The sequence below is a fragment of the Rhizobium sp. IBUN genome (assembly GCF_000510625.1).
Classification (GTDB): Bacteria; Pseudomonadota; Alphaproteobacteria; order Rhizobiales; family Rhizobiaceae; genus Rhizobium; species Rhizobium altiplani.
The window spans coordinates 134,234-160,358 of record NZ_AZNV01000006.1; the positions used below are offsets into that span (position 1 = coordinate 134,234).

A 26,125-nucleotide genomic window follows, 5' to 3' on the forward strand; every position below is an offset into this window, starting at 1 on the left:
GAAGGGCGGGATACTATCAATGAACCCGAAGGGCCAGATCCTGACCAAACAACGGCTTCAGGGCGCCGGACTAGATCTTGCCTTGCCCTACCTGATGCTGGCACCCGCGGTCATGGTCGTGCTCTGCGTCCTGGTCTATCCATTCTGGGACGGCTTGCGCGCCAGCGTGCAAGCCTACCGCTACGGCACGGCGGTTGGCTGGGCCGGGCTGGATAACTATGTGCGCCTCTGGAGCGACGACCAGTTCCTCAACGCTCTGTGGGTGAGTATCAGGTTCGTCTTCCTGGCGGTGGCAATCGAGACCGTGCTCGGCTTTGCGCTGGCATTGTTCTGCCTCCGCGAATTCAAAGGCATCCGACTTCTCAGAACGGTACTCATCATACCGATGGTGATCACACCTGTCGTGGTGGCGATCCTGTTTCGTCTGATCTATGCCAGCGACGCCGGCATGATCACGGCCCTCTCCGTGGCGATTGGCGGCGGTCAGGTCCAGATCCTTGGCGATCCGGTCAACGCCTTCATCGGTCTTGTTGTTCTCGACGTTTGGGAATGGACGCCGCTGATGTTCCTCATCCTGCTCGCAGGTTTGCAATCCTTGCCGCAGGAACCGTTCGAAGCGGCCCGCGTCGACGGTGCGGGCGCTTGGCGCAGCTTCGTCGATCTGACGCTGCCGATGATGCGACCGGTGCTAGCTATCGCCATCGTGCTCAGGACGATCGACGCCTTCGGGACCTTCGACCAAGTCTTCGTGCTGACCCGCGGCGGCCCCGGCGAAGCGACCAAGCTCGTCTCGATCTACGGCTATGATACCGCCTTCAAGTTTCAACAAACCGGATACGCCTCGGCAATGTTCGTCACTGTCGGACTGATCGTGCTCGCCATGGCGCTTACGGCCGTTCGTCTTCTTCAGAAGGAGGCTCAGGAATGAATTCCCGTCTCGCAAGGGCCAGTGTGACGTCGTTCATCGTGTTCATCGTCCTGGTGCCAATCTACTGGCTGGTCTCGACATCGCTTAAGTCCAACAAGGAAATCACGCAGGAAGGCACGCTCTACCCCCATGTACCGACCTTCGACAATTATCTGCGGCTCTTTTCGGAGAAGAACTTCGGCGCCTATTTGACCAACTCGCTGGTAGTGACAACAGTGTCGGTCTCCATCGCTTTGGTTCTCGGCACGCTGGGCGCCTATGCGATGGCCCGCTTTCGTCTGCCTTTCTTGCTGGAACGCAAGATCGGCCTGCTGTTGCTGACGCTGCGCATCGTGCCGCCGGTGGTGATCCTGATCCCGGTCTACCTGCTGATGCTGCGTCTCGGCCTGCTTGACCAGTGGCTCGGCCTGATCATCACCTATACCGCCTTCAACGTGACCTTCTGCGTCTGGATGATGGAAAGCTTCTTCCGAGAAATTCCGGTCGACCTCGAGGAGGCCGCCATGGTCGACGGCGACTCCCGGTTCGGTGCCTTTCGCCGAGTGACCTTGCCGCTGGCGGCTCCTGGCATTGCCGCAACCGCCATCTTTGCCGTGATCGTGACCTTCAACGAGTTCATGTTCGCCCTGGCACTGACCGCCACCCCAAAGGCCATGACCATGCCGCGCGGCACGGCGACTTTGATCGGCCGCATCGACACCGACTGGGCATCCATGGCGGCGGCCGGCGTGATCGGAGCCTTGCCCATCGTCGTCTTCGCCCTGCTCGTACAACGCCACCTAGTGCGTGGCTTGACCATGGGAGCGGTCAAATAGCCGCGGATCGAGGTCCGCATTGTCCACCAATTGGCCGGCGAGCCGGCCCGAGGAGAGAGTAACTGAAATGATCGACATTTGTTTGTTTGGCGCCGGCCTGATTGGCAGCGTCCATGCAGGAAACCTTGCGCGCCATCCGAAGGCACGACTTCGTTATATCGTCGACCCGCGCCCCGAAGCGGCGCAACGCATCGCCGCGCAGACGGGGGCGAAGATCGTCGACACCGAGACGGCGCTTTCGGATCCGACCATCAAGGCGGTGATGATAGCCTCGGCCACCAAGACCCATGCCGACCTTGCCATGGCGGCAGCGGCGAAGGGCAAGGCGATCTTCTGCGAGAAGCCGATCGATCTCGACATCGGCCGTACAGATCAATGCCTCGCGGCAATCGAAAAGGCGGGCGCGATGTTCCAAATCGGCTTCAACCGCCGCTTCGACCCCAGCTTCCGCGCTCTCAAGCAGCGTCTCGATGCCGGCGAGATCGGTTCCGTTGAACAGGTAATCATCACCAGCCGCGACCCTGAGGCGGAGACCGAGGAAGCGCTTGCCGGCGGCGGAGGTGTTTTCCGCGAAATGACGATCCACGACTTCGACATGGCGCGCAACCTACTCGGCGAGGAGCCCGTCGAGCTGTTTGCGACCGGATCCTGCCTGGTACTGCCCTACTATGCCAAGCACGGCGATTACGACACCGCGATGTTCGTCCTGCGCACCGCCTCCGGCCGCCAATGCCATATCAACAACAGTGTCCGCGCCGTTTATGGGTATGACCAACGCATCGAAGTACACGGTTCGAACGGCATGCTGCGAGCCGGCAACCGAATGCCGACCTCGGTTGAAGCCTTCGGCTCCGAGGCCGTATCGCGCGACAAGCCGCTCTACTTCTTCGTCGAGCGCTACATGGACTCCTACTACGCCGAGCTCGATCACTTCATCGAGTGCGTGCTTGCCAACAAGAAGCCGGATGTCGGCGCGAGCGACGGACGCAAGGCAATGATCCTCTGCGAAGCCGCCCTTGCGTCGGCAAAGTCCGGCCGCTTCGAACCGATCAAGTTCTAAGACTGGGATTGATACGATGAAAATAGGAATGATCACCGACAGCCTAGGCGGCTTGTCGTTCAAGGACATGCTGCGGGCGTCGGCCGAACTCGGGCTGGAGACCCTCGAATTTGCCTGCGGCAACTGGTCGAGCGCACCTCATATCAACCTCGATGCCATGCTCGAAAGTGACACGACGCGCCGGGAATTCGTCGCTGCCGTCAAGGATCACGGCATGACGATCGCCGCCCTGAACTGCTCCGGCAATCCGCTGCATCCGGGGGCGAAGGGCGCCGAGCATCACAAGGTGACGGAGAAGACTATCAAGCTCGCAAGCCTCCTGGGCATCGACCGCGTCGTCCTGATGTCGGGGTTGCCGGGCGGCCCCGGCGATGCCAATCCAAACTGGATCATCACCGACTGGCCGCCGGAATGCCTCGAAATCCAGAAATACCAATGGGAAGAAAAGCTGATCCCCTATTGGCGTAATCTAGTCGCCTATTCCAACAACCTCGGCATCCACAAGTTGTGCCTCGAACTGCATGGCCACCAGGCCGTCTACAACGTCCACACGCTGATAAAGCTGCGCGATGCAGTGGGCGAGACCGTAGGCGCCAACTACGATCCGAGCCATCCGATGTGGATGGGCGCCGACCCGATCGCCGCGGTCCGCCAGCTCGGTTCGGCCATTTACTATGTCCACGCCAAGGACACCCGCGTCGAACCGGTGCCCGCGGCCATCGACGGCGTGCTCGACCCGCGTCCCGGCGACCGCTACGCCGAACGTACCTGGAACTACATCACACTTGGCTATGGCCATGGGGAAACCTGGTGGCGGCAGTTCTGTACGGCGCTCAAGCAGGTCGGCTACGACGACGTGCTGTCGATCGAGCATGAGGACTTGATGATGTCGCCGATGGAGGGAATGCGCAAATCGGTCGAGCTGTTGCGCAACGCCGCCATCAACCTCGGCGAGCCAAGGCGTCGTCCGGATGCGAGCGCCTGACCAGGGCGCGATGGTGGCGGAAGCGACCGCACAGCAGCGTTTGCGCTTCCGCCCCACAAACCCCACGAGGTCAACATGATAGACATTTCCGCACGGCGGACGGCGCCGCACAATTATCATCATCTCAACCAGTTGATTGCGAGCGGCCAGTTGGATTTTCCCGATCAGCTTCGACAGGTGGCACGCTTCGCGCTGGCGAACCCTGAGATTGTCGCCTTCGAGAGCAGCAAGACGCTTGCAACCTTGTGTGGCGTATCGCCGACATCAGTCTCAAGATTTGTCCGCCATGTGGGCTTCAAGGATTTCCGCGAGATGAAAGTGCTGTTTCAAGCGCGGCTGCGCGAAATGGCGGGCCCGGAGCCATTTTTCTGGGCATTGTAAACTGTCGCCGTGTTTGCGGAAACCATTTGAAGAACTCAATGCGGTCTCACGACCATCGCTTCCGTGATCGCCGCCGCAGGAAGCAGCCAGTCGTCCGGCGACCACGGTCGTTGTCGCTGGCCCCGGCGGCGGTCGGTGTCAATCCGAAACCGGAAACGTTGCACTGCCCCCGTTCGCGATGCGTAACGCACAGTGCTGGAGGTGAGGCAGGTCGGTGCGTCGCTCGCGCTTCGACAAGAAATAGATGATCGGGAGACGATCCTTTTGGATGCACCGGGACGAAATTCGACCGTAAGCGCAAGGGCGAACTCGTCGCACTGGCCAAATCTGCGCGCGACTCCGACCGTGGCTCACGCCCTGCCTGAGCTGAACCTGCACTGGAATAGGATGCCGGGAACCTGTTTTGCGTACCTCCCCTTCAACACTCCCAATTGCCACCCTCGCGACTTACCCCAATCATTTCGCCGCCCCAGTTGGCGGCGAAAAAAGGCAGCAGAGCATCAGGTTCAAACTCGAAGGTTAGTTCGAAAGGCTACGTGCCTGACAGGGCGCTTTTGTCACTTGATCGCGCCTGCGAGACGTGGGAGGCAGAGTGACCAAATCGCCATCGGTTCAATATGCATGGCCGCTGGCAATTGCGATCGACACAGATAGTAGCTTTTTGGACAACCGTTAATTCGCGACGATATTTACGATCACGGTGCCCCAGGTCGTGAGCAGAATATGGCCGATGGGTACAGCCGGCGTGTAGCCAAGAACAGCAACGGTACTTCCCGATCGATCCTGGACGGCCGCCATGCCGGCAGTCATCGTCTGCGCGCCGGCCAGCCCCCCGAGTAGCAGGATGGGGTTCATGCGAAGCACGTAGCGGCCGAAATAGAGCCCTACAATCATCGGGGCAATGGTGACGATCATGCCGCCAAACAGAAGCCCCACACCCGCTTCGGCGATTGCAGCAACAAACAGCGGCCCAGCGTGCAGCCCCGTCATTGCGACGAACGCGGCAAGGCCGAGCGCGGTCATAAGCGATACAGCAGCATCTGGAATCCGCCCGAAGAGGGGGAAGCGCGTGCGCAGATGCCCAACCACCAGGCCCGCCAGCAGCGTGCCCACACTCGTGCTCAACGAAATCCGCATGTCGCCGATCGGAAAGGTGACGAGGATGCCGACAAGTCCACCAAAGAATATCGCAAGACCGAGAACGAAGAAATCCGTCGTCGTTATCGGTGCGATGACGACACCGATCTGCTTTTCCGCACGCGACACCGTCGCCTCCGGCCCGACCAGGCGCAAAATGTCGCCTCGCTCAACGTGGATCCCAGGCCCTACAGGGATCGCCGCGCCGCCACGGCTGAGGGCACGGAGATATAGACCGCGTGTCCAACCCTCCTTGGCGATGTCATCGATCTTTCGGCCCGCAAGCTCACGGTTGGTCAACAGCACGTCTGCGGCTAGTATCGGGACATCAAGAAGTTCACGATCCTCGACCTCTTCGGCGCGCGGGCCAAGCACGGCCACGAGTGCCTCCCTCGGCCCCGAGACGGCAACGACATCGCCGGGAGCAATCACCATCTGCGTCTCCGCCTCGATAATCGTGTTCCCCCGTCGCAGGCGCTGGACGAAGAGCCTGTGCTCGGGAAATTTCGCCTCCGCGGCGCTCAATGTCAGACCAGCGATCGGCGCCGCGTCCGCGATCCGATACGCGCGCATTTCGAAGCGATGCCAGGCAGATGCCACGCCCGGCGTCTTGCGGGATATGCCGAGTTCCTGCTCCAGCTTAAGTGCCTCCGCACGTAAATCGATGCGCATCAGCCTCGGGCCGACGACGCTGCAGAATAGGATCACTCCAACGGCGCCAAATACATAGCATACCGCATCCGCGACTGCGATATGTGCCACCAGCCTCGCGCGCTCGGCTTCCGTCAGTGCCAGCCCATTGATCGCCTCGGTTGCCGTGCCCATGGCCGGGCTTTCGGTCAGCGCGCCCGAAACGAGCCCCGCCGCGAAACCCGGATCAAGACCAAGAGCCTTGGCAATCGCCACCGCCGTCAGCAACCCGGTCACACATACAACGACGGCAAGCAATACCGGCTTGAGACCGTCTCGTTTCAAGGCTTGCATGAACTGAGGTCCGACAGAGTAGCCAATACCGAACAGAAACAGAAGGAACAGGAAGGATTTTGCCATGGCGGCAATCGGGACGTCGGCGAATTGACCTATCAGGATGCCCGCAAAAAGGGAGCCTGTGACGGGTCCAAGGGTAAAACCTCCGAGTTTGATCCCCCCGACCAAATATCCGATGCTGATCGCAAGAAACACTGCGAGTTCCGGATACTTGACGAGGAATTGCGCGACCCAAGACATGACCAGATTGCCCCCTCTCCCCTTCTCCAGGCCAGATATGATCGCCAACTGTCCGCACGCCAGAAGTCAGCAGTGCCTCGCTACGGCATACCGTAGCGAGGCGGCATTATGGAGCGCAAAGCCAGCGCTCCTGAAGCAATGGCTCAGCGCTTTGCGCCTGCAGCCTTCGGTTTGAGCAATTTTAGCCCCCTGGCTCTCTCGTAACCGTGAATCTCTTTCACATCCAATTTGCGCATGAAATCGATGGTCTCCTGCGTCAGCACTTGACCCGGCACCATGATCGGAAACCCGGGCGGATAGGGTATTACGAAATTGGCCGAAATCATTTCCGGTCCCTCCCGCAGTCTGCGATCGCACTCCGCACCGAGCAGCGGCACATACTCGCAACGCGCGGCGTCGTAGGCATTGAAGAAGGCGGTCCGCATGTCACCTTCGGGTGTTGCCTTACCCGCATTACCGCGGAAGGCTTCGTGGAAATGACTGAAATTGGGAAGGTCCGGCACGTCAGTCATCAGGGATTTGACGCGCGCATCGAAGCCAGCTCTTTCTGCCTGTCCACCGTCGGCGAGGCGCTTCTCAATGCCAAGACAAATCTCGACGAGAACGCGGATGAGGTGGGCCACGTCGCTACGCGTGTTGTTGATGTTCGACTGGAGTAGCACGCTGTTGCGCGACGTCTTGTTGAGCTGGATGCCATACTCGCTCGCCAGCAATCCCTTGAATTGCGTTCCGTCGAAACCAGCGGTTCCGCAGACAAGCGTCATGCGAGTCGGATCAAGATAGAACTCATCCTCCTGCATCGCTTTGACCGCAGTGGCCCAATTCGAGCCTGGCGCGAGGTAGTCCTGGAAACCAGACTGGCGGTACGCGGCTGGTATCATCTCATCCGCACCGAGGACACGGAAGTATTTCGAGATCAGCTGATGCTCATTGATTGCCCGACGGATCTTCAACGCAATCTCGATCGCGTTCATCACAAGCCCATAGCCTTCGAGTTCCATCTGTCGACGCGCAACGTCGAGGCTGGCGATCAGTTGCTGGTTGGGGCTCGTTGATGCATGCGTGAAGACTGCCTCGTGGAACTGAGCTTCGACCGTATGAAAGTCCACATCCTTGACGAGGAGCATGGAGCCCTGCCGGATCGCCGACATCGACTTATGCGTCGAGTTTGTCTGATAGACGCGAAGGCGTACGAGCCGCGGATCGGGGATGAGCCGGGTGGCCAGAAGTGTCTCGTCGGATGGATTATCTCCGAGATTGGCGGTTTGCTTCTCATAGGCACTGATGGAGGCGGGATCGCGCAACCATTCCTCTATGTCGGAGGCGGCTCCCATGGCGGTTCGAGGTCGCAGGAAGGGAGAGAACCGGGCAAATCCCGACCACGCCTCGTCCCAGAGAAAGATCAGATCCGGCTTTATGGCAAGGCACTCCTCCATCACCCGCCTGACATTGTACATGTGCCCATCGAAGGTGCAGTTGGTCAGGTCAAGCAGCTTTAGGCGGTTGAGCCGCCCCTCCGCTTTCAACGCCAGCAATGCACGTTTGATGGTGGCGAGTGGCACTGCCCCGTACATCGAGTATTCCGTCATCGGGAAAGCCTCGACGTAGTATGGCTGCGCACCCGTTAGAACCATGCCGTAGTGATGCGATTTGTGGCAGTTGCGATCGACCACCGCGATGTCGCCCGGGGCCAGCAGCGCCTGGACAGCCATCTTGTTGGAGGTGGATGTGCCGTTGGTAACGAAGAAAACGTGGTCGGCACCGAAGGCGCGAGCAGCCATTTCCTGGGAGCGCTTGATGTTGCCGGTGGGCTCCAAAAGGCTGTCGAGGCCACCCGTTGTCGCGCTGCTCTCTGCTAAGAACAGGTTGAGGCCATAGAATTCGCCCATGTCGCGGATCCAGTCCGACTTGAAGACAGACTTGCCGCGAGCAATGGGCAGGGCATGGAACGTACCGATGGGCCGGCGTGCATATTTTTTCAGGTTGTCGAAGAAGGGCGTCTCGTACCGTGCCTGCACGCCTTCGATGATCGCGAGATGCAGTTCCAGCGGTTCCTCGACGGAATAGAAGATGCGCCGTATCGAATCCGCCGCCGGATCACCGGCAATTTTCTCGACCTGCCGGTCGGAAAGCAAATAGATGTCGAGTTCCGGCCGGATCCGCTTCAATATACGTGACAAGTGAAGCGCCGAGACCTCGGGGCTTTCCGCCTCGCCAAGGAGCGGATTTAGCACGGAGCGCAATACTGGCGCGTCATGGCGCGAGCGGTAAGGAAACCCCTCCGCAAGGACGACGGAGATGATAGATGGGTTCAATGCCGCAGCGCAAACCGCATCCTCGAAGGAGCCGACAAAGATGGGCTCGTAGATGAAGGAATCCTCGTGACGGCGCATCCTGCGGAGCTCACTGGCCAAGGCGGGCCATCGCGCCGCCGGTTGGCTGTTGACAAACAGGACCTCGAAATAGGGGCGATGAGCACGAGTCTCGCCCATGGCTGGCGGCATAATATCGACCACCTCGTTTGGCGACAGGTGGTCATTGACATCCCACTCCTCGGGACGGCTGCGATAGGCATCCGTCAAAAGGCCGTTGGAGATGCGCCGAGCCAGTCTGGCCGCCCCGCCGGGGTCGTTTGAAGCAATGCGCTCGACCAGGGCTTGGCGCAATCGCGCACCGGGATAAGCGTGGTATTCCTCTACGGCTTCTATGGCCGCAAGCGCTGCCTCCAGCGCCTCCCGCCCTCCCCGTTGTGCGGCCCACGCGTCGGCCAGAGACGTGACCTCGCGCCAGTTGTCGGCACGCCCCGAATGCATCAGCAGAGACTGATTGTCTGCGGTTTTTTTTGGCATCTGATGCTCCCAACACCCTTTTATTGAAGATTCGCTACAGTTGACGAATTATCACTGCACAGACGATTGGAGTGGCCTGCTGCAGGTCGCCAGCTTGTAGAAGCACTGCAAGGCGAGCGGAGCCGTATACCGACCCCCATCCATTTCAGGCCAACGTCAGCATTAGTCCCAGGTCGCGATTGGACTATTGTCGGCAGTGTAGCCTAGACTCAGTTTCTGGCATTCCGTCCCGTTAGCCCCGAAGCGGAGCCGGAGCTATCCGGCGTCGTGCGCGACGGGACAGCATCACAGCCCTAGCGGGCCGAACTCAGGATCACTCAACGGCTGCAACATGCGAAGTAAAATACGGTAGTATACCTACTCACTTCCGCCTCGACCGATGGTTTTCGCGCTGCAGCCTCCCCCGGCCTCTGTCTTTCCCGACATCCTATTCTACCGGTCCGGTGGCCAAACGACGCGCGCAAGGTCCCTGACGATATCAGCTTCCAATTCAGCGACCATCGTCTCGTACTCCTCGATATAAAAGCGGCCAGCACCATCACGCCGGAAGGCTTCCAGTGCGACGCAACCCTCATCGTAGGCTTCAAGAAGATTGCAAAAGAACGGCCATGAACTGGACGCGGGCAGTTTCTGGAGCAGTTGGCGTTGCGCAGGCAGCTTGAGCATCAACCGACGCAATCCAGATTGCGCGGTCCCACGGCAGCCGTCCTCCTCTATCCAATCCTTCCCCATTGGCGATCCTCTACCCGATTACAGTGTAACAACCGCGCGCCCACGCGGAAGTAAATTACGGTATGTTCTGTTTCCGTGCCCGTTCTGGCCGCCGGGCAATTGCGCGGCCTTTTTTTTGGCGTGATTAAGGAAGCCAATTGCCATGTCACTACATGTCGATAATCTAACATCGACATGCCTCTAGTTGTCCACTTGTCGGAAGGACGCAGATGAGAAGTCAACCCGACGGCGTACATTCGCACCCCTCTCCCGTCGAGGCGCGAGGACAGTTGGATCGCATACTGTCGAGCCCAGACTTCATTCTCCCCGATCGCGGGCGCAGGTTTTTGCAGTTCATCGTGAACGAGACACTCGAAGGACGCGCCGCCTATCTGAAGGCATTCACAATTGCAGTCAGCGTCTTCGGACGCGACACCTCATTCGATATGCAGAATGATCCTTGCGTACGAATGGCAGCACGCCAGCTTCGTAGTGCTCTTGAGCGGTACTATCTGACGAGCGGCTCAATGGATGAGGTGCTGATTACCGTTCCAACTGGCAGTTACGTTCCAATATTCGTGAAACGCCCTATTGAGTGTAGCATAAGGACTGAAGATGAAGCGCAAAGCGTTTCTGCCGCTACAAAGCCATCGATCGAGCAGGCGTCAATCGAGCCGCCGAAGCGCGAAAGCAGATTGCTACGTGGGATTATGATCGGTGCTGTATTCATCTTACTTGCTGCCGTGGTGATGGCGTCAATTGCCGAAAGCGATAACCCTGTTTTGAAGCAGGCGTTCACGAGCGGCCGTCCAACGATTTTAGTCAAGCCCTTTACGACCAACGAAGAAACGAGGGTCTCGAATGAAGTCCTGAGCGGGCTGAAAAATGAAATTATCGTTAATCTCGTGAAGTCCAAGGAACTGGTGGTAATCACGGAGGGCGCAAAACCCAACGCCGACGCGACATACACTCTGCAAGGTAGCATACGCCTGGAGGCTGATGATATGCGAGCAATCGCACGCCTGGTCCGGGGGGCAGACGGTGCAGTCGTGTGGTCGAGCGACTACGACGTCAATATAAAGGGTCGAAGCATTCTCGACGCCCAGATGGCGATCGCCCGATCAATCGCGGCGGCTGTGGCAGCCCCATTCGGAGTGGGTGCGACGTCGCGGCCCCAAGAATAGGCTACGCCCTGTGCTGGAGATATCAGCTCTCGGAAGCGCGTGGCCAGGCTAACCGTATCCAGCCGGCTTCTGCTTTCTATGCTTGGTCAATGCATGTGCGCTCCTTACCCGCTCGAAAACCAGTGCCGGCGAAATGGCTTCCCGCTTGGTCCGGGGCGCGGGTCTCGTATTAGGACGAAGCTTGCAGACGGGAGAAACCCTTCATTACGTCGTCGAAATCGTCCGGATCAATATCGTCGACTGTCGCCGTGGCGTCGAGGTTGTCGGCGCTCTTATTGGTATGCGGCAGTGATAAAAGGGTGAGAGCACATCGGTGATGCATGCCTTAAAGGGTGTAGGATACCGTATACTACCCCACTTGAAGGTGTAACATTCTTTGCCGTTGCAATCTCATCGGATACCATTCCAACTAGCAGAACTCGAAGTCCGCATTCGATGTGTCCAATGCCCGGCAGGCATACCACAGTGGGAGGAATGATGATGACGGAAGCGGGAATCTACGCAAAATTTGTCGATCTCAGCCCCTTTGAGATCAAGGACGAACTCATCAGGCTGGCTCAGGCCGACAAGTCGGGTCGTGCATATCTCAACGCCGGGCGAGGCAACCCCAACTGGATAGCAACCAAGGCCCGCGAGGCTTTCTTCCTTCTCGGTCAGTTCGCGCTGACCGAGGCCAAGCGTGTTTCCTTCGATGAAGAAGCGGGTCTCGCTGGAATGCCGCCCGTCGACGGATGCTACAAGCGGCTGAAGGCATGGGTGGAAAAGCGCAAGGGCGATCCGGACACGCCCGGCGCCGACACCCTCGACGCTGTGGTGGATTTCGCCATTACGAAATTCTCCTTCGAACCGGACAAGTTCGTCAACGAACTCACGGACTCGATCATCGGCGACCACTATCCGGTTCCCGACCGCGCGTTGGTGCACAACGAAGCGATCACTCATGAATATCTGATGTGGGCCATGTGTGCTGGCCACCGCCCGACCGCGAAATTCGACCTCTACCCGGTCGAAGGCGGTACCGCGGCCATGTGCTACATCTTCAAGGCGCTCAAGAATGCGCGCCTTCTGAACTCCGGTGATACGATCGCGCTCGTCACCCCGATCTTCACGCCCTATCTCGAGATGCCGCATCTCGAGGACTATTCGCTGAAGCAGATCCATGTTTCGGCGGAGGCGGAAGACCGTTTCCAGTTGACCGAGGAAGACCTGAAGCCGCTCGAGGACAAGTCGGTCAAGGCGCTGTTCATCGTCAATCCCGGCAATCCCTCCGCGGTCGCGATCGATCCGGAAAGCATGAACCGGCTGGTCAAATTCGTCAAAACAAAGCGCCCAGACCTGATGATCCTGACCGATGACGTCTACGGCACCTTCGTGCCGAATTTCGAATCCGTCATGGGCCATCTGCCTCACAACACGATCGGCGTCTATTCCTACTCGAAGTATTTCGGATGCACCGGCTGGCGCCTCGGCGTCGTCGCCGTCGCCCAGGACAACATCTTCGACAAGATGCTCCGAGACATGCCCGCGGCGACGCAAAAGCTTCTCGACGCGCGCTACAAGGCGCTGACGCCACATCCCCGCGATCTCAAATTCATCGATCGCATCGTTGCTGACAGCCGCGATGTGGCGCTAAACCATACGGCCGGTCTGTCGCTACCACAGCAGGTGATGATGTCGTTGTTCGGCCTCGTCGAAATGATGGACGAGGAAAAGATCTATCAGAAGGCGTGCATGGCCATCTGCCAACGCCGTTTCGAAAAGCTGATGAACGGAATGGGGATCGAGTTCAAGGCTCGCCCCTATTTCGACCGCTACTACGGCATCATCGACTATGAATACTGGGCGCGCAAATATGTAGGCGACGAGGTGACGGACTGGGTGAAGGAGAACGTTCATCCGCTCGATATCGCCTTCAAGCTAGCCGAGGACCATGGCATCGTGGTGCTGAACGGATCGGGCTTCGAGGCGCCGAACTGGTCGGTGCGCGTGTCCTTCGCCAACCTGCCGGACGAGGCCTACGATTCGATCGGCAGGGCCATCCGTGCGGTGGCACGAGGTTATCTGCAGGCCTACCGCGCCGCCAAGGGCGAGACAGCTCAGCCGTAGGGCGGGTCGCTATTCGATTTGTAGAAGACGCAGCCGAAGAGATCCTACGCCGGAGATCGCCACCATGCTTCAATGGTTTGCCGCAACGCTTCAGAAATATCCCGAAATCGCCATCTTCCTGTCGCTTGCGATCGGCTATTTCGTTGGCAAGTTCACCTATAAGGGTCTCGGTCTCGGTGCCGTCACCTCGACCCTGCTCGCCGCCGTGGTCATCGGGCAGCTCGGTATCGTCATATCGCCAAACGTCAAATCGGTCTTCTTCCTGATGTTCCTGTTTGCGGTCGGCTACGGCGTTGGACCGCAGTTCGTGCGCGGTATCGCTTCCGACGGTCTGCCGCAGGCGATCTTTTCCGTGGTCGTCTGCATCTACTGCCTGATAGTTCCGGTGGTCGTTGCAATGATCGCCGGCTACGATGTCGGCTCGGCCGCCGGCCTCTATGCCGGCTCGCAGACCATCTCTGCCTCCATGGGCCTTGCCACCGATGCGATAAACCGGCTCGGACTGGCGGCAGAACAGACCCAGGCGACGCTCAACGCGATGCCCATCGCATACGCGGTGACCTACATCTTCGGTACCGCCGGATCGGCGGTCATTCTGGCGTTGGTTGGCCCTCGGCTCCTCGGGATCGACCTCGTCGCTGCCTGCAAGGATTACGAGGCGCGCCACAGCGCCGCAGCGGAGTTCGGCGGAGCGGGATCGGCCTGGCACCGCTTCGAACTCAGGGCCTACCTTATCAAGCCGGACGGCCGCGCCGTGGGCATGACCGCGAAGCAAGCCGAGGCGATGGTGCCGGACGCGCGCGTTTTCGTCGAGCGCATCCGCCGTGACGGCCGGATCGAGGAGGCGACCGCCGATACGGTACTCAAGGCCGGAGACGTCGTCGCCGTGGCCGGTCCGCGTGACGTGCTGGTCGAGGTGCTCGGCCAGGCCGCCGAGGAAGTAAACGATCCCGAGCTTCAGAATGTCCGCGCCGAGGGCGTCGACATCTACGTCACGTCCAAGGCGGTCGACGGCAAAACGCTGTCCGAACTCGCCAAGTCGCCTACGGTGCGCGGCGTCTTCCTGCGCAAGATCGTTCGCGGTGCGACCGCGACCGTGATCCCGATCCTGCCGGATACCAAGATCCATCGCGGCGACATTCTCACCCTCGTCGGGCGCCCGCAGGACATCACCGCGGCGACGAAAGACATCGGTTACCCCGATCGCGCCACCGACGTCGCCGACGTCGCCTTCATCGGCGCCGCGATCGTCCTCGGCGCGTTGGTCGGGGCGTTGGTCCTCAACGTCGGCGGTGTGCCCCTGACGCTGTCCACCGCCGGCGGCGCACTGATTTCCGGCCTTGTCTTCGGTTGGCTTCGCTCGGTGCATCCGACCTTCGGACGGATCCCGTCCTCGACCGTCTGGTTCATGAATTCGGTCGGCCTCAATGTCTTCATCGCGGTGGTCGGCATCAGCGCCGGCCCCGGCTTCGTCGCTGGGCTGAAGGAGCTTGGAGTAAGCCTGTTCCTCTGGGGTGTGGTTGCGACGTCCGTTCCGCTGATCCTGGCGATGTACACCGGCAAATACCTGTTCAAGTTCGACCCAGCCATCCTGTTCGGTGCCTGCGCCGGAGCGCGTACTACCACAGCGGCGCTCGGCATGATCACGGACGCGGCGAAGAGCCAGGTTCCCGCGCTGGGCTACACCGTGACCTACGCGATCGGCAACACGCTGCTGACGATCTGGGGGATGGTCGTGGTCCTGTTGCTTGGCTAGTTTGCCGTAGGTAAGGTAGCGTGTATTGCCGAGGCAACTGCTTGGGCCCAAGTGGTCACCATCGTCATCTCTGGGTCTGATATCAGTCCTGTGCACCTGGAAGCAGCATTAGTGGCTAGGACCTCGAGCTACACCCCCGCCAACGGTCAAGCAGTGCTTCGGCCGCACTCGAAGCATGACAGCATCCAGACCCGGCACCTCGATCCCCGTCCGACCGTCGACGCGTTCTTCATCCTTGCAGATATCTGTGACTTCCCATTCGTCTGGTACCAAGAACTCAATCCATCGAGCGTCACGGCTATGGTTGATTATGACGACGAACCGAAGTTCGGGCGAGAACGCGTGCTCCGTTACGGCAATTGCCGGATCGGCAACCTCTATCAAGCGCGACTTCCTGTTCGCCTTCGAGAACTGCGCATACAGGCGCCAATAGGGATTGTCCTCACTAAGCAAGGTTCCGGCAAATTCGACCTCAACTGGAAAAGCCAAAGCGTAAACATTACCCTTGCCGAGGCGATTGCTCCAGAAGACGGGATCGCCAGTATCGTCCCTCGTTGCAATGGCTTCGCCTGACGTCAATTTCACCCGTGTCTCGCCAGCTCCGAGTATTTCGATCTGATGGCCACCGTCCAGGATCGTAGCGGACGCCGCCATCGGTGATTTTGACCGCGATACTATCTCGGCACCAAACGTTTCCACGAAATGGGGCACGATGCCGTCCTTGAAGGACACGTAGAGCGTCGCCCCTTCCCTGGCCCGCCGCAGCAGTTCGAGCCATACGCGCTTCGGTATGCAGTTGGGACCAGTCAACGAAGGCAGGATGTAGATGCCAGCTTCGGGGATCTCTTGATGAACGTGACAATAGGCGAGCTGCAGCTTTGCTTGCTTGGCAAGGACAAACGATCCATAGGCGGCCGCCCAATCGTCCTGATTGTCCGACAGGATGCAGACAGCATCGATCGCTGCAGCAGGTAGCGTGCCATTTGGAACATGCCCCATCATCTTCTGGAATTTTGCGAACTCTTCCAAGACAGGTTTCGCCGTGTGGTCGGTCTTCACCAATCCGAGCTCGGTTTCGACGGCGAACCAATCATAGGGCGCATGACCGAGACCGGTTTGATCGTAGGCGCACCACCATCCAAAGGCTCGGCAATCGTTCGCCCACAAGGACCACATGTTGACCCGAGCGAACTTCGCCGAAACTTCATCGCTGGCAATCATCGGACCCATTGTCCCGACTTCCTCGACGATACAGGGCTTGCCGCTGATATCGCGATAGAAGCTGGTTTCTGCGGTCGCGTGGAATGTCGTTCGGAAGTCATCGACGTGGCCGAGTTCGGCGTGGCGAACCCAGTACGGGTACGGATGGGTCGTCAGGATATCGGTCAACTCACCCTGATCTTCGATCAGCCACGGGTTCTTATGGCCTTTCAACCGCGAAGAAAGGGTATGCATGCCTGAGACGACCGACCGCGAAGGATCGGCGCGCTTGATGGCACTCGAAATGGCCGCGGTCCATGTATAGGCGACGTCCGGATTATCTGCGATGCCCATGCAATTGCATTCGTTTCCGAGATCCCATGCCGCGATCGAACCCTCGTCCTTCAGGGCACTCACGAATTCTCGGACAAATCGTATCTGCCAGGCAATGCTCCTCGCGTCACTGATAGGATCCATACCCTCCAGCGCCGGCGGAACAAACAAGCGGCCGCTCATCCATCCGGTAATCACACCGACAACGAGTTTGAGATCGTGCTTTTCGGCGAGAGCGCACATTTCCCGAAACCGGCCGATCATTGTCGAGGACAGTCCGGCCCGGCCAAGGGCATCGGTTCCAAGAGGCTCTTCGCGTAGCTGATATTCATAGGGGGCGGCGGAATGTGTTCGAAGCAGCTTGATCGGCTGAAAGTCGGGCCACAATGGGAAGACCCGCAACCAACGGACCCCATGCTTAACCAGGGCAGCCATGTCGGCATCAACGACGGACGGCTGCCAATCCTGCCACATGTTCGTCCCCGCATGGGATGCCCAGTAGTTGCATCCGAGTGCCAAGCCCCCCTGAGGAAAGAGCTTGATTGAATCATTCGCAAAACCGACCAAAACACATCTCCGTAATCGATTACGGGAAGCGAATACACAAAATGCCATGACCCCGCAAGTGCTGTAAAATAAGATATGTTTGACACTGTTCGTCGAGAGACTTAAGGGTAATTTCTATATCGTTTTCGGAGAGTTCCATGAGGAGCAATCGTGGTCGCGTTGATCGCCAGTCAAAACCAACGCTCAAGACGATCGCTCAGCTCACTGGGCTGGCCCCTGCGACCGTCTCCCGTGCGCTCAACGATGCCGACGACATAAGCTCATCGACGAAAGAGCGCGTGAGGCTCGCTGCACGCCAGATAGGCTATCGCCCGGACCGCGCAGGGTTCAGACTTCGTACGGGCAAGTCACGCGTTATTGCCCTGGTGCTGAACATGGAAGATGAAATCCTTGGCATAGCCGGGCCGCTTGTAAACGGCGTCGCCGAGGTGCTCTCCCGTTCAGGCTATGGCATGGTGGTGGTGCCGGATAGCCCGCATGAGGACCCGTTGAAGGCGGTCGGAGAGGTTCTCGGCAGCGGCATGGCCGATGGACTGATCATCACCCGTACCCAACCGATGGATCAGCGCGTTATCTTTTTGACGAACGAAGAGTTTCCGTTCGTCACCTTCGGTCGAACGCAGCTACGGAGTGTTCACGCCTCCGTCGATTTCGACAATGAGACCTTCGCTTATGAGAGCGTTCGACGGCTTGCGGACAACGGGCGGCGAAATATCGCGCTCCTGGCGCCACCGTCGCATCTGATGTTCTGCAAACACATGTCGGACGGATTCCGCCGAGGCATACGTGACTTTGGATGCGTGGAAGTACCGTTTGGCAACGTCGATCTCGACAGCCCCCTGGAGGATATTTTCAAGGAGGGGACACGCTGGCCATTCGAGAGCGGTTTGGTTGACGGCTTTGTCGCCGGCAGCGCAAGTACTGGTGTCGCTCTCCTTGCTGGCCTCGAAAGCGTCGGAGCCCGGATCAAGGTCGATTTTGACATGGTTGCGAAAGAGCCGACGCGTTTCACCGAGTGGATCAGGCCCGAGATTATCGCCATAAACGAGGATATTCGTGCGGCCGGAAACGAATTGGCCCGCACCATCATTTCCGCAGCCAATGGCGTGGAACTGCCGAACCTGCAGTCACTCATTGCTCCGAAATTTCGTGACGCGTCGGTTTGATCCGACACCTTCGCTCCCGCCAATCCCTCTAGCCGGAGCCTATCTATGTGGGCTATTGCGCGCTCGGCGCCACCATCGGCGTTGGCCGATGAATTGTCATGCCCTAGTCGCCAAGCAGGCCGCGCGTGGCAAGGTTGCGCATGAGCGCGGCCGTCCCGAAGGTCCACGGCGGGCATTCGGTCGACAAGGCCACCGTGTTGATCAGGCTGCCCAACGCAGCGTTCGAAATTGCTACCCTGTCGCCGATCTTGTGCGTAAAGCCCTGGCCGGGTGTATCGCGATCCTCGACCGGCGCAAAAAGGGTTCCCATGAACAGCATGAGCCCATCAGGATATTGATGGTGGCGACCAATCGTCTGGGCGACGAGATCGAGCGGATCGCGGCTGATCTCCTTCATCGAACTGCTGCCATCAAGGACGAAACCGTCCCTGCCCTCGATCCGTAGTTCCAGTTCGGCGTTGCGCACGTCCGCGATCGAGTAAGTCTCGTCAAACAGGCGGATAAACGGCCCGATGGAGCAAGAGGCGTTGTTGTCCTTTGCCTTGCCGAGAAGAAGCGCCGAACGACCCTCGACATCGCGCAGGTTGACATCGTTGCCGAGTGTCGCCCCCTTCACGCGCCCCCGGCTGTCGACGGCCAGCACGATCTCGGGCTCGGGATTGTTCCAGTTCGACACCGGATGAAGTCCAACGGAGGCGCCCCAGCCGACGGAGGACAGCACCTGCGCCTTGGTAAAGACCTCTGCGTCTGGTCCGATACCCACTTCCAGATATTGCGACCAGAGGCCGACCTCGATCAATGCCTCCTTGACCTTTGCTGCTTCCTCCGATCCGGCACGCAGGTCGCGCAAGCTATCCCCGATAACCGCCGTCACGCGTTCGCGTATCGAGCGCGCCATGTCCGGGTTTCCGGCAGCTCTTTCTTCGATCACCCGCTCGAGCATCGATCTCGCGAAGGTGACACCGCACGCCTTCACCGCCTGCAGGTCACAGGGTGCAAGCATCGAAAATGGGGCATGGTCGGGTAGATCCGGGTCCATGATCGCTCCCAGCGACGCGACAATTTCGCCGGGCTGCGCGCGAACGAACGAGACCGGATCGTCTTTCTCCAGCAGGTCGCGCATCGTCGACGCCTCGGCACAGGTGATATCGAACACCATTCCGTCGCGCACGACGACCACGGACGGGCCGCCAAACTCGGAGCGGAATATCCGGCCAGCAAACGTGCCGCGTTCGAACGAATTCAGTACCATGAGGAACTCCAGTCCAAAGTCATGGAACTTGTGAGGGTTTTGCCGGGCTGAAGAACCGTCAGCCCGGGCATACCGGGAAGATTGTGCGCATCGACAGGATGAGAAACAGGCTCGAAACAGAAGAAATCCGCGTCCGGCCCGGGCGAATAGACGACAGCAACGTCGAGATTGTCAGATGCGCTCAAGCGAAAGGAGACGGCATCAGGGCCTTGTTCGACATCGCAGGAGCCCGGCCAGCCAGTGAACGCATTGTTGATCCACTCGCCCGGCAAAGGGGTCGGCGCCGAGAAATCCCAACAACCATCCGCATCAATATCGACCAATGCCAGCGGCAGATGTCTTTCATTCTCCAGCCAGACTTTGTTCGCTGAAAACCGAACTGTTGTTCGTGCGCTTCGTGGAAACCAGGGATGAAACCCGATGCCGAAAGGCAAGGCCGTCGGTGATGTCGATGTCACCTCCAAACGCACGACAAGCCGGGTTTGCGACAAGACGAGCGTCTGCTTTGCATCATATCGGAACGGGCCGATACTGCCGTGAGGACAATGCAGCGTGATCGTCGATGTATCCCACCCGGCGATCAGCCACTCCCGCATGAACACATCTCCGTGAATCGGAAGCTCTTGACCCTCCAAATTGGGACTGATGGCGTGGAAGTGCTCACCGAATACAAAGCCTCCCTGCGATATCCGGTTGGAGAAGGGAACCAGAACATTACAGCCCAGAGCGAAGGGACCATCAGTGATCCGCCCGCTCCACGGCCGCAGGAGAGGCCGATACCTCCCCTCGGCGTCGCGAACATCAAGCCGCGCCAGACCGCCACCGAAGCTGGGAACAACGGCGACGCGGGCTTTGTCGTTCTCCAGAACGATCTCCTGCCGATGCAATTACCAGCCTCCGTCGATGGCAAAATTCTGGCCCGAGATCATATCGGACGCCGGCGACACCAGAAAGAGAACGAGGCTCGCGACATGGTCGGGCTCGATGCGCTTCTTCAGGCACTGACGGTCCAGAACCCAGTCGCTATATTGCTGCAGCCGATCCCCGAACACGCGCTCTTCGGCTTCCGAAACCACCGCGCCCGGCGAGACGGCATTGACGTTGATGCCATACGGACCGAGTTCACGGGCGAGCCCCTTGGTCAGACCGAGCATCGCGCCTTTCGACGCCACATAAGGCACATAGCCGTCCCACTGCCCGTTCATGGTGATTGACGTGAAATTGAGGATCTTTCCGCTTCGCTTCGGTTTCATAAACGGCGCGACTGCCCGCACCACCGCAAAAGCGGCGGACGAGTTGACCCGGATTTGATTCTCATATTCCTCCAGGCTAAACGCCTCGAACGACCTGTTGATGATCAAGGCGGCGTTGTTGATAAGGATGTCGATGCCACCTAGGGCTTTGGCTTCCTCGCTGACAATTTCCTCCGTGACCTGCAGCTGGTTGAGATCACAACCGAGGAACCGAACGCCGGCTCCAAGTTCTGCCGCTTTCTGCGCGCCGTCTTCGATGTCTGGCCGATCAAGAACGATCACGGAAGCGCCTTCGGCATGAAGCCGTAGCACCTGAGCCCTTCCCAGAGTCCCGAGGCCTCCTGTTATCAGGGCCGTCTTTCCTTCTAGCATTCCCATTGGCGTTTCCTCAGAGCACCGACTGAACTTCTTCGATCGTCGTGTCGCCGATCCGCTTGTCGAGCACGACTTGGCCACGGGCCATGGCGACAACCCGATCACAGCATTCGAAGACATGGTGCATGTTGTGACTGATGAAGATGCCGGTTACGTTCTGCTCTTTCAGGGAACGAACGAAACCGATGACCTTGTTGGTTTCCTTGACCGAAAGGTGATTGGTCGGCTCATCAAGGATCATCACCTTCGATTTGAAGTGCATGGCACGCGCAATGGCGACGCCCTGCCGCTGCCCGCCAGACAGCTCGCCGACAAGGGCGTCCGGCGATCTCAGATGCAAATCCACATTGCTGATGGCCCTGACGCTCTCCTCACGCATCCTGCCCATGTCCATGACACCGACGCCTGCAATCGAAAACCGCATGGGCTCCCGCCCGATGAAGAGGTTGCGCGCGATCGACATGGTCGGGACCATGGAGTTGTATTGATAGATGGTCTCGATGCCGAGCCGCATCGAGTCGCGAGGGCCAGAAATGGCGACCTTTTGGCCCTCCACGAAGATCTCGCCCTCGTCCTGTCGCTGGACGCCTGACAAGATGTTGATCAGGGTGGACTTTCCAGCACCGTTGTCGCCAATCAGCCCGACAGCTTCGTTCCGCGCGAAATCGATCGAAACACCTTTGACGGCATGAACACCCGAATACCATTTGTGCAGGTTTTTAACCGAAACGATGAGTTCGTTCATGGCTCACACCTCCACCTTGATTGCCTTGGCGCGCTTGCGCAGCCAAGAGTTTGCAATAACCGCGAAGATCGTCAGCGATCCGATAGCGAACTTGAACCAGTTGGCGTCGATCTGGCTAAGGATGAGGCCATTGTCGATGACGCGGATTAGCGCCACACCGATAATCCCTCCGAGAACCGCGCCGATGCCGCCTGTCAGTGCAGTTCCGCCAATGACCGCAGCCGCGACAGCCTGCAATTCCATGCCTTCCCCGATGGATGGCAAGGGAGAGCCGAGGCGCAAGACCTGGATCAACCCAGCAAATCCACTCAGAACCGAGCATAGGATGAAGCAGGCAATTTTGACGCGCGCCGTGGGGATGCCCATCGCGTTTGCTGCGGGTAAGAAGCCGCCGGTCGCGCGCACCCAATTGCCGAAATTCGTGCGGCTCAGCAGCAAGGACACGAGGATTGCGACAACGACGAACCAGATAAAGGACATACGGAAGAGCTCGCCCGGACCGACGAAACTGGTAAACAACCAGGTCGGCAGGTCCGGCGATAGCAACGGCGGAAACCCACCGGAGACCACCACCGTTAGCGAGCGCGCCACAAACATCATTCCGAGCGTCGTGATAAAGCTCGGGATGGCGAACTGGATCGTGAGAAAGCCGTTGAGGAAGCCGATTGCGACGCACACTAGCAATCCCGCCGCCAGCGCCACGGAAAAGGGGACATCATGGGTCATTAGGACCGCGACCGTCATCGGCACCAACGCGAACACCGCGCCAACCGAGAGGTCGAACTCGCCACATATCATCAAGACGGTCACGCCGATGGCGACCAAGGCCATCTCGGGCAAGATTCCGAACACGCCTCGCAGATTACCGGAGGTAAGGAATATTCCTCCTGACCGGCTCTGGAACAGGAAGATCAGAACGACCAGCAGGAGGAGAGCGGCAAGCTCTGGCTTCTCCATGTAAATCTTCAGAAGTCTCTTCATAAAGCAATCTCCAGAGTGGAAGGGGCTCTTGAGTGATCCCCTTCCTGCCGCGCCTTAGCGCAGGCCCTTGGCGGACAGATCCATGATCATGTCTGCATCCGCCGGGCGCACAATGCCTTGGCCCGTATCGATGTTCGACGGCGCAAGACCCAGCTTCTTGGCGAGGTAAACTTCCATCACCGGCATGAAACCTTGCATGTATGGCTGCTGGTCGACCTCGGCCTGCACATAGCCGGCCTGCATCTGCTGGACCACTTCAGGAACGAGGTCGAAACCGCCGAGCAGAACCTTGCCGGGCGCAATGCCGCGATCCTTCAGAACTCGTGCGACCGATGCATGCCAGAAACCCGTGTCGAGATAGGCGGTGGTTTCGGGATGCGCGTTGAGGTAGGCGCCGACACGGTCTGCGGTCACAGCAAGGTCAGTTCCGCTGTCGATGCGGTCCCAAGAAATATCCCGCGCGGGGTTGGCAGCCTTATATTCTTCAAGAAAATCAATGACACCCCGCCCGCGCGCCTCCGACCAGTTCTGCCCAGGCGCGGAGACGCCAACCAGAACCTTGACCGGCCCATCCTTCGGAAAACTCTCGGAGATCGCCTTGCCGAGCGAATGACCGGCCGGCCGGAAGCCCTGGCCGACGAACGCAGCGCGTTTGTTACCGTCGGCCCCCTTACTGTCATCAACGTTGACGCCAATCACAACAACGCCGTCTTTGACCGCGCGATCAATCACGTCGTCGAGCGCCTTGTCGTCAACGATCGAGGTCAAGAGAGCGTCAGGCTTGCGAGCAAGTGCTGCTTCAATGTTCGACAGCTGCTGCTCGACCGATCCTTCGGTTTGCGTGAAAACCATCTGGCAGTTCGCGCCGATTTTCTCGCAGGCGTCGTCGAAGCCCTTCTTGACCGCCTGCCAGAAGGTATTTGATGCCGACGAATGGTGCGCAAAAACGATGTTCAGCGGTTCGGCCTGTGCGATGCTCGTAGTGGCTAAAAGGGCAAGCCCCCATGCACCGCAGATAATGCTCTTTCTCATGCCTTTTCCTCCCAGGTTTGCGTGTTGCTTCAGTTACAAAGTCAGATGCTTACGGAGTTCGATATGCGGCGAGACACCGTGAATGCCTTATCGAGATCGGGATGCAGTTCCATGCCCAATCCGGCACCAGGCGGCACGGTGATCATTCCGTTTTTCACCTCGGGCAATGCCGTGACGAGATCGCGATACCAGGTTTTGTAGAAGGCCCGCACACTCTCCTGGACAAGCGCATTGGGCGCGTTGAGCGAAAGATGCGTCGAGGCGCAAAGCACGACGGGCCCGGTACAATCATGAGGCGCGACCGGCAGATGCCAGGCTTCCGCCATCGCAGCTATCTTCCTTGCTTCCGACAGTCCCCCGCACCAGCTGATGTCGAGCATCACAACGCCAGCCGCCCCGGTCTCCAACAGATCGCGGAAGGCCCAGCGCGAACCCAGCGTTTCCGATGCCGAAATCGGTGCTGGCGACACGGCCGCATAGCGTCCGAGACTGGAGAGACTGTCCATCTTGATCGGATCTTCGTGCCAGAATGTCTGGTAGGGCGTCAGCGCCTTTGCGATCTGCATGGCAGGCAGCAGTTGCCACATCGAATGGAACTCGACCATGATGTCCATCCTGTCGCCCACGGCCGAACGAATTTTCTCGAACGGCTCCAGCGCCCGCCTGAGATCCGGTGAGGAAATGTACTGGCCGCGAGTCTTCTCCGCCGCGATATCGAAGGGCCATATCTTCATGGCCGTTATCCCTTCTTCAAGCAGGGAGTGGGCGAGTTCGTCGGCGTGAAGAAGGAAGCCATTCAGATCGTCGTAAGCGTTGGTCGCAGATGTCGCCAGATCGTAGTTAGCCGTCGTTTGGCCGGTTGTCTTCTTGATGTATTCCGTACCGGCGCAGGTATTGTAAGTGCGGATTTCGCGACGGCTGAATCCGCCCAACAGCTGTGCAATCGGCTGTCCGGTTGCCTTGCCAAAGATGTCCCACAGTGCAATGTCAAATGCCGAATTGCCCCGCACCTCAGCCCCTGACGACCGAAATCCGAGATAACCGACGAGATCTGCGGCCAGGAGATCGATCTGCAGCGGGTCGCGTCCAATAACGCGTGGCGCTACGTATTCGTGAATGTAGGCTTCCACGGTCTCTGCACCGAAGAAAGTCTCCCCGAGACCGGTAATTCCTTCATCCGTATGGACCAGTACCCAGAGCAGGTTCTGGCGTTCCGCGACACGCACGGTCTCTAGTTTCGTGATTTTCATAAGATGCTTCCCTATGCGACGCCGGCTGCCAGCAACGCCTTCACGCTCTCTTCAAAATGCTGGGCCATCAATTGGCTTGCAGCCTGGGGGTCACCCGCAACAATCGCCTCGGCGATCGCGACATGCAGGTCGTTCATGGCATGCCGCTCACTGTCAGATGATCGACTGCGCCATCCGATCGGCCATGTCTGTCTCGAGACACCCTGAAATGCACCGACAATCATCGCGAAGATCGGGTTCTTCGAGGCGCGAGCAATCTCAAGATGAAATGCCAGGTCGCTCTCCATGACCCGTTCCGCCGCATCGAAATTTGTACGCATCGCCTCGGCATGCTCAAGAATCGCACGGGCTTCATCATTGGAGCGGCGCAGCGCCGCGAGTGTTGCCGTCCGCACTTCAATGGTCCGGCGGACGTCATAGATTTGCTGGACATTGATTTGTGCGGTGTCAATGCCATGCTCGATCATCAGCGACATCGCACCATGATCCAGTTGCGCGACCATCGCTCGCTTGCCGACACGCAGGTCGATGAGCCTCATTGCTGCAAGCGACCGGAATGCCTCGCGCACCACTGTGCGCGATACGCTGAGCTCTTTAGACAACGCTCCTTCGCTTGGCAGGCGATCGCCCGGGCCCAGTTCGTTCATGCGGATATGAGCGGTGATCGCTCCAATCGCATTGCTGACCAGCCCCGCGTTTCCGGCTACCTCCGAAACAGTCGCCATGGTAACTCCGTTCAAAAGTTCAAAACCTGTATGACAGCTTTCATTGATTTATGCGTATTTTATGATTACCCTGTCTGTCAACAGTCAATATTCGGACCGGGGGTTTC

The 26,125-nt window shown here is 58.9% G+C and carries 21 protein-coding genes; 9 read left to right on the forward strand and 12 right to left on the reverse strand.

Annotated elements, in window-relative coordinates:
• Positions 1-19 precede the first annotated feature (19 nt).
• The 5 genes from RHIBUN_RS0108430 to RHIBUN_RS0108450 all read left to right on the forward strand — a co-directional run bounded on the left by RHIBUN_RS0108430 (position 20) and on the right by RHIBUN_RS0108450 (position 4,169).
• Positions 20-928, forward strand: coding sequence for a sugar ABC transporter permease (locus RHIBUN_RS0108430; RefSeq protein ID WP_025659234.1), 909 nt, complete (start codon positions 20-22; stop codon positions 926-928).
• Positions 925-1,743 carry a carbohydrate ABC transporter permease gene (locus RHIBUN_RS0108435; RefSeq protein ID WP_025659235.1) on the forward strand — a complete coding sequence of 273 codons (819 nt, stop codon included), beginning with the start codon at positions 925-927 and terminating at the stop codon, positions 1,741-1,743. The genes RHIBUN_RS0108430 and RHIBUN_RS0108435 overlap by 4 nt, the downstream gene beginning before the upstream one ends.
• Before the next feature lie 67 nt (positions 1,744-1,810).
• On the forward strand, positions 1,811-2,803 hold the full coding sequence (iolG, locus tag RHIBUN_RS0108440) for an inositol 2-dehydrogenase (RefSeq protein WP_025659236.1): 993 nt from the start codon (positions 1,811-1,813) through the stop codon (positions 2,801-2,803).
• 16 nt (positions 2,804-2,819) lie between these two features.
• On the forward strand, positions 2,820-3,788 hold the full coding sequence (locus RHIBUN_RS0108445; RefSeq protein WP_025659237.1) for a sugar phosphate isomerase/epimerase: 969 nt from the start codon (positions 2,820-2,822) through the stop codon (positions 3,786-3,788).
• Positions 3,789-3,863: 75 nt separating this feature from the next.
• A complete protein-coding gene (locus RHIBUN_RS0108450) occupies positions 3,864-4,169 on the forward strand; it encodes a MurR/RpiR family transcriptional regulator (protein ID WP_025659238.1) in 306 nt (101 codons plus the stop codon).
• A 672-nt stretch (positions 4,170-4,841) separates the two neighbouring features.
• Here the strand turns inward: RHIBUN_RS0108450 and aspT (RHIBUN_RS0108455) are convergent.
• The 3 genes from aspT (RHIBUN_RS0108455) to RHIBUN_RS0108465 form a co-directional block, all read right to left on the reverse strand.
• Positions 4,842-6,581, reverse strand: a complete 1,740-nt coding sequence (gene aspT, locus RHIBUN_RS0108455; protein WP_245271642.1) for an aspartate-alanine antiporter — start codon at positions 6,579-6,581, stop codon at positions 4,842-4,844.
• 95 nt (positions 6,582-6,676) lie between these two features.
• Complete coding sequence (locus RHIBUN_RS0108460; RefSeq protein ID WP_025659240.1) at positions 6,677-9,382, reverse strand: decarboxylase; 2,706 nt, start codon at positions 9,380-9,382, stop codon at positions 6,677-6,679.
• Between the two features lie 432 nt (positions 9,383-9,814).
• The gene (locus tag RHIBUN_RS0108465) at positions 9,815-10,048 is read right to left on the reverse strand and encodes a nodulation protein (RefSeq protein WP_245271649.1); all 234 of its coding nucleotides are present in this window, start codon (positions 10,046-10,048) and stop codon (positions 9,815-9,817) included.
• Between the two features lie 335 nt (positions 10,049-10,383).
• On the opposite strand from RHIBUN_RS0108465, the gene RHIBUN_RS0108470 reads away from it, so the two are divergent.
• From RHIBUN_RS0108470 to aspT (RHIBUN_RS0108485), 3 genes are all read left to right on the forward strand, one after another.
• Complete coding sequence (locus RHIBUN_RS0108470; RefSeq protein WP_245271643.1) at positions 10,384-11,277, forward strand: hypothetical protein; 894 nt, start codon at positions 10,384-10,386, stop codon at positions 11,275-11,277.
• Between the two features lie 480 nt (positions 11,278-11,757).
• A complete protein-coding gene (locus tag RHIBUN_RS0108480) occupies positions 11,758-13,383 on the forward strand; it encodes a bifunctional aspartate transaminase/aspartate 4-decarboxylase (protein ID WP_025659243.1) in 1,626 nt (541 codons plus the stop codon).
• Between the two features lie 64 nt (positions 13,384-13,447).
• Positions 13,448-15,139, forward strand: coding sequence for an aspartate-alanine antiporter (gene aspT / locus RHIBUN_RS0108485; protein ID WP_025659244.1), 1,692 nt, complete (start codon positions 13,448-13,450; stop codon positions 15,137-15,139).
• Between the two features lie 108 nt (positions 15,140-15,247).
• Here the strand turns inward: aspT (RHIBUN_RS0108485) and RHIBUN_RS0108490 are convergent, their stop codons facing one another.
• Positions 15,248-17,146: a beta-mannanase gene (locus RHIBUN_RS0108490; protein WP_156932681.1), complete on the reverse strand. Its 1,899-nt coding sequence runs from the start codon at positions 17,144-17,146 to the stop codon at positions 15,248-15,250.
• A 230-nt stretch (positions 17,147-17,376) separates the two neighbouring features.
• Between RHIBUN_RS0108490 and RHIBUN_RS0108495 the strand changes: the two genes are divergently transcribed.
• Positions 17,377-18,405, forward strand: coding sequence for a LacI family transcriptional regulator (locus RHIBUN_RS0108495; protein ID WP_025659246.1), 1,029 nt, complete (start codon positions 17,377-17,379; stop codon positions 18,403-18,405).
• A gap of 103 nt (positions 18,406-18,508) precedes the next feature.
• Here RHIBUN_RS0108495 and RHIBUN_RS0108500 read toward each other — a convergent pair whose 3' ends face one another.
• The 8 genes from RHIBUN_RS0108500 to RHIBUN_RS0108535 are packed head-to-tail and all read right to left on the reverse strand — an operon-like array spanning position 18,509 to position 26,018.
• Positions 18,509-19,657, reverse strand: coding sequence for a fumarylacetoacetate hydrolase family protein (locus tag RHIBUN_RS0108500; protein ID WP_037215280.1), 1,149 nt, complete (start codon positions 19,655-19,657; stop codon positions 18,509-18,511).
• Positions 19,648-20,544 carry an aldose 1-epimerase gene (locus tag RHIBUN_RS0108505; RefSeq protein WP_025659248.1) on the reverse strand — a complete coding sequence of 299 codons (897 nt, stop codon included), beginning with the start codon at positions 20,542-20,544 and terminating at the stop codon, positions 19,648-19,650. Before RHIBUN_RS0108505 ends, RHIBUN_RS0108500 begins: the two co-directional genes overlap by 10 nt.
• Positions 20,545-21,288 (reverse strand): SDR family oxidoreductase, encoded by a 744-nt coding sequence (locus tag RHIBUN_RS0108510; protein ID WP_025659249.1) that lies wholly within the window; start codon positions 21,286-21,288, stop codon positions 20,545-20,547.
• 10 nt (positions 21,289-21,298) lie between these two features.
• A complete protein-coding gene (locus RHIBUN_RS0108515) occupies positions 21,299-22,030 on the reverse strand; it encodes an ATP-binding cassette domain-containing protein (protein ID WP_025659250.1) in 732 nt (243 codons plus the stop codon).
• Between the two features lie 3 nt (positions 22,031-22,033).
• Positions 22,034-23,011, reverse strand: coding sequence for an ABC transporter permease (locus tag RHIBUN_RS0108520; RefSeq protein WP_025659251.1), 978 nt, complete (start codon positions 23,009-23,011; stop codon positions 22,034-22,036).
• A 54-nt stretch (positions 23,012-23,065) separates the two neighbouring features.
• Positions 23,066-24,043, reverse strand: a complete 978-nt coding sequence (locus RHIBUN_RS0108525) for a sugar ABC transporter substrate-binding protein (RefSeq protein ID WP_018856295.1) — start codon at positions 24,041-24,043, stop codon at positions 23,066-23,068.
• A 41-nt stretch (positions 24,044-24,084) separates the two neighbouring features.
• Entirely contained in the window at positions 24,085-25,293 is a 1,209-nt protein-coding gene (locus RHIBUN_RS0108530; RefSeq protein ID WP_025659252.1) for a mandelate racemase/muconate lactonizing enzyme family protein, read from the reverse strand.
• An 11-nt stretch (positions 25,294-25,304) separates the two neighbouring features.
• Positions 25,305-26,018: a FadR/GntR family transcriptional regulator gene (locus RHIBUN_RS0108535; RefSeq protein WP_025659253.1), complete on the reverse strand. Its 714-nt coding sequence runs from the start codon at positions 26,016-26,018 to the stop codon at positions 25,305-25,307.
• Between the last annotated feature and the right edge of the window lie 107 nt (positions 26,019-26,125).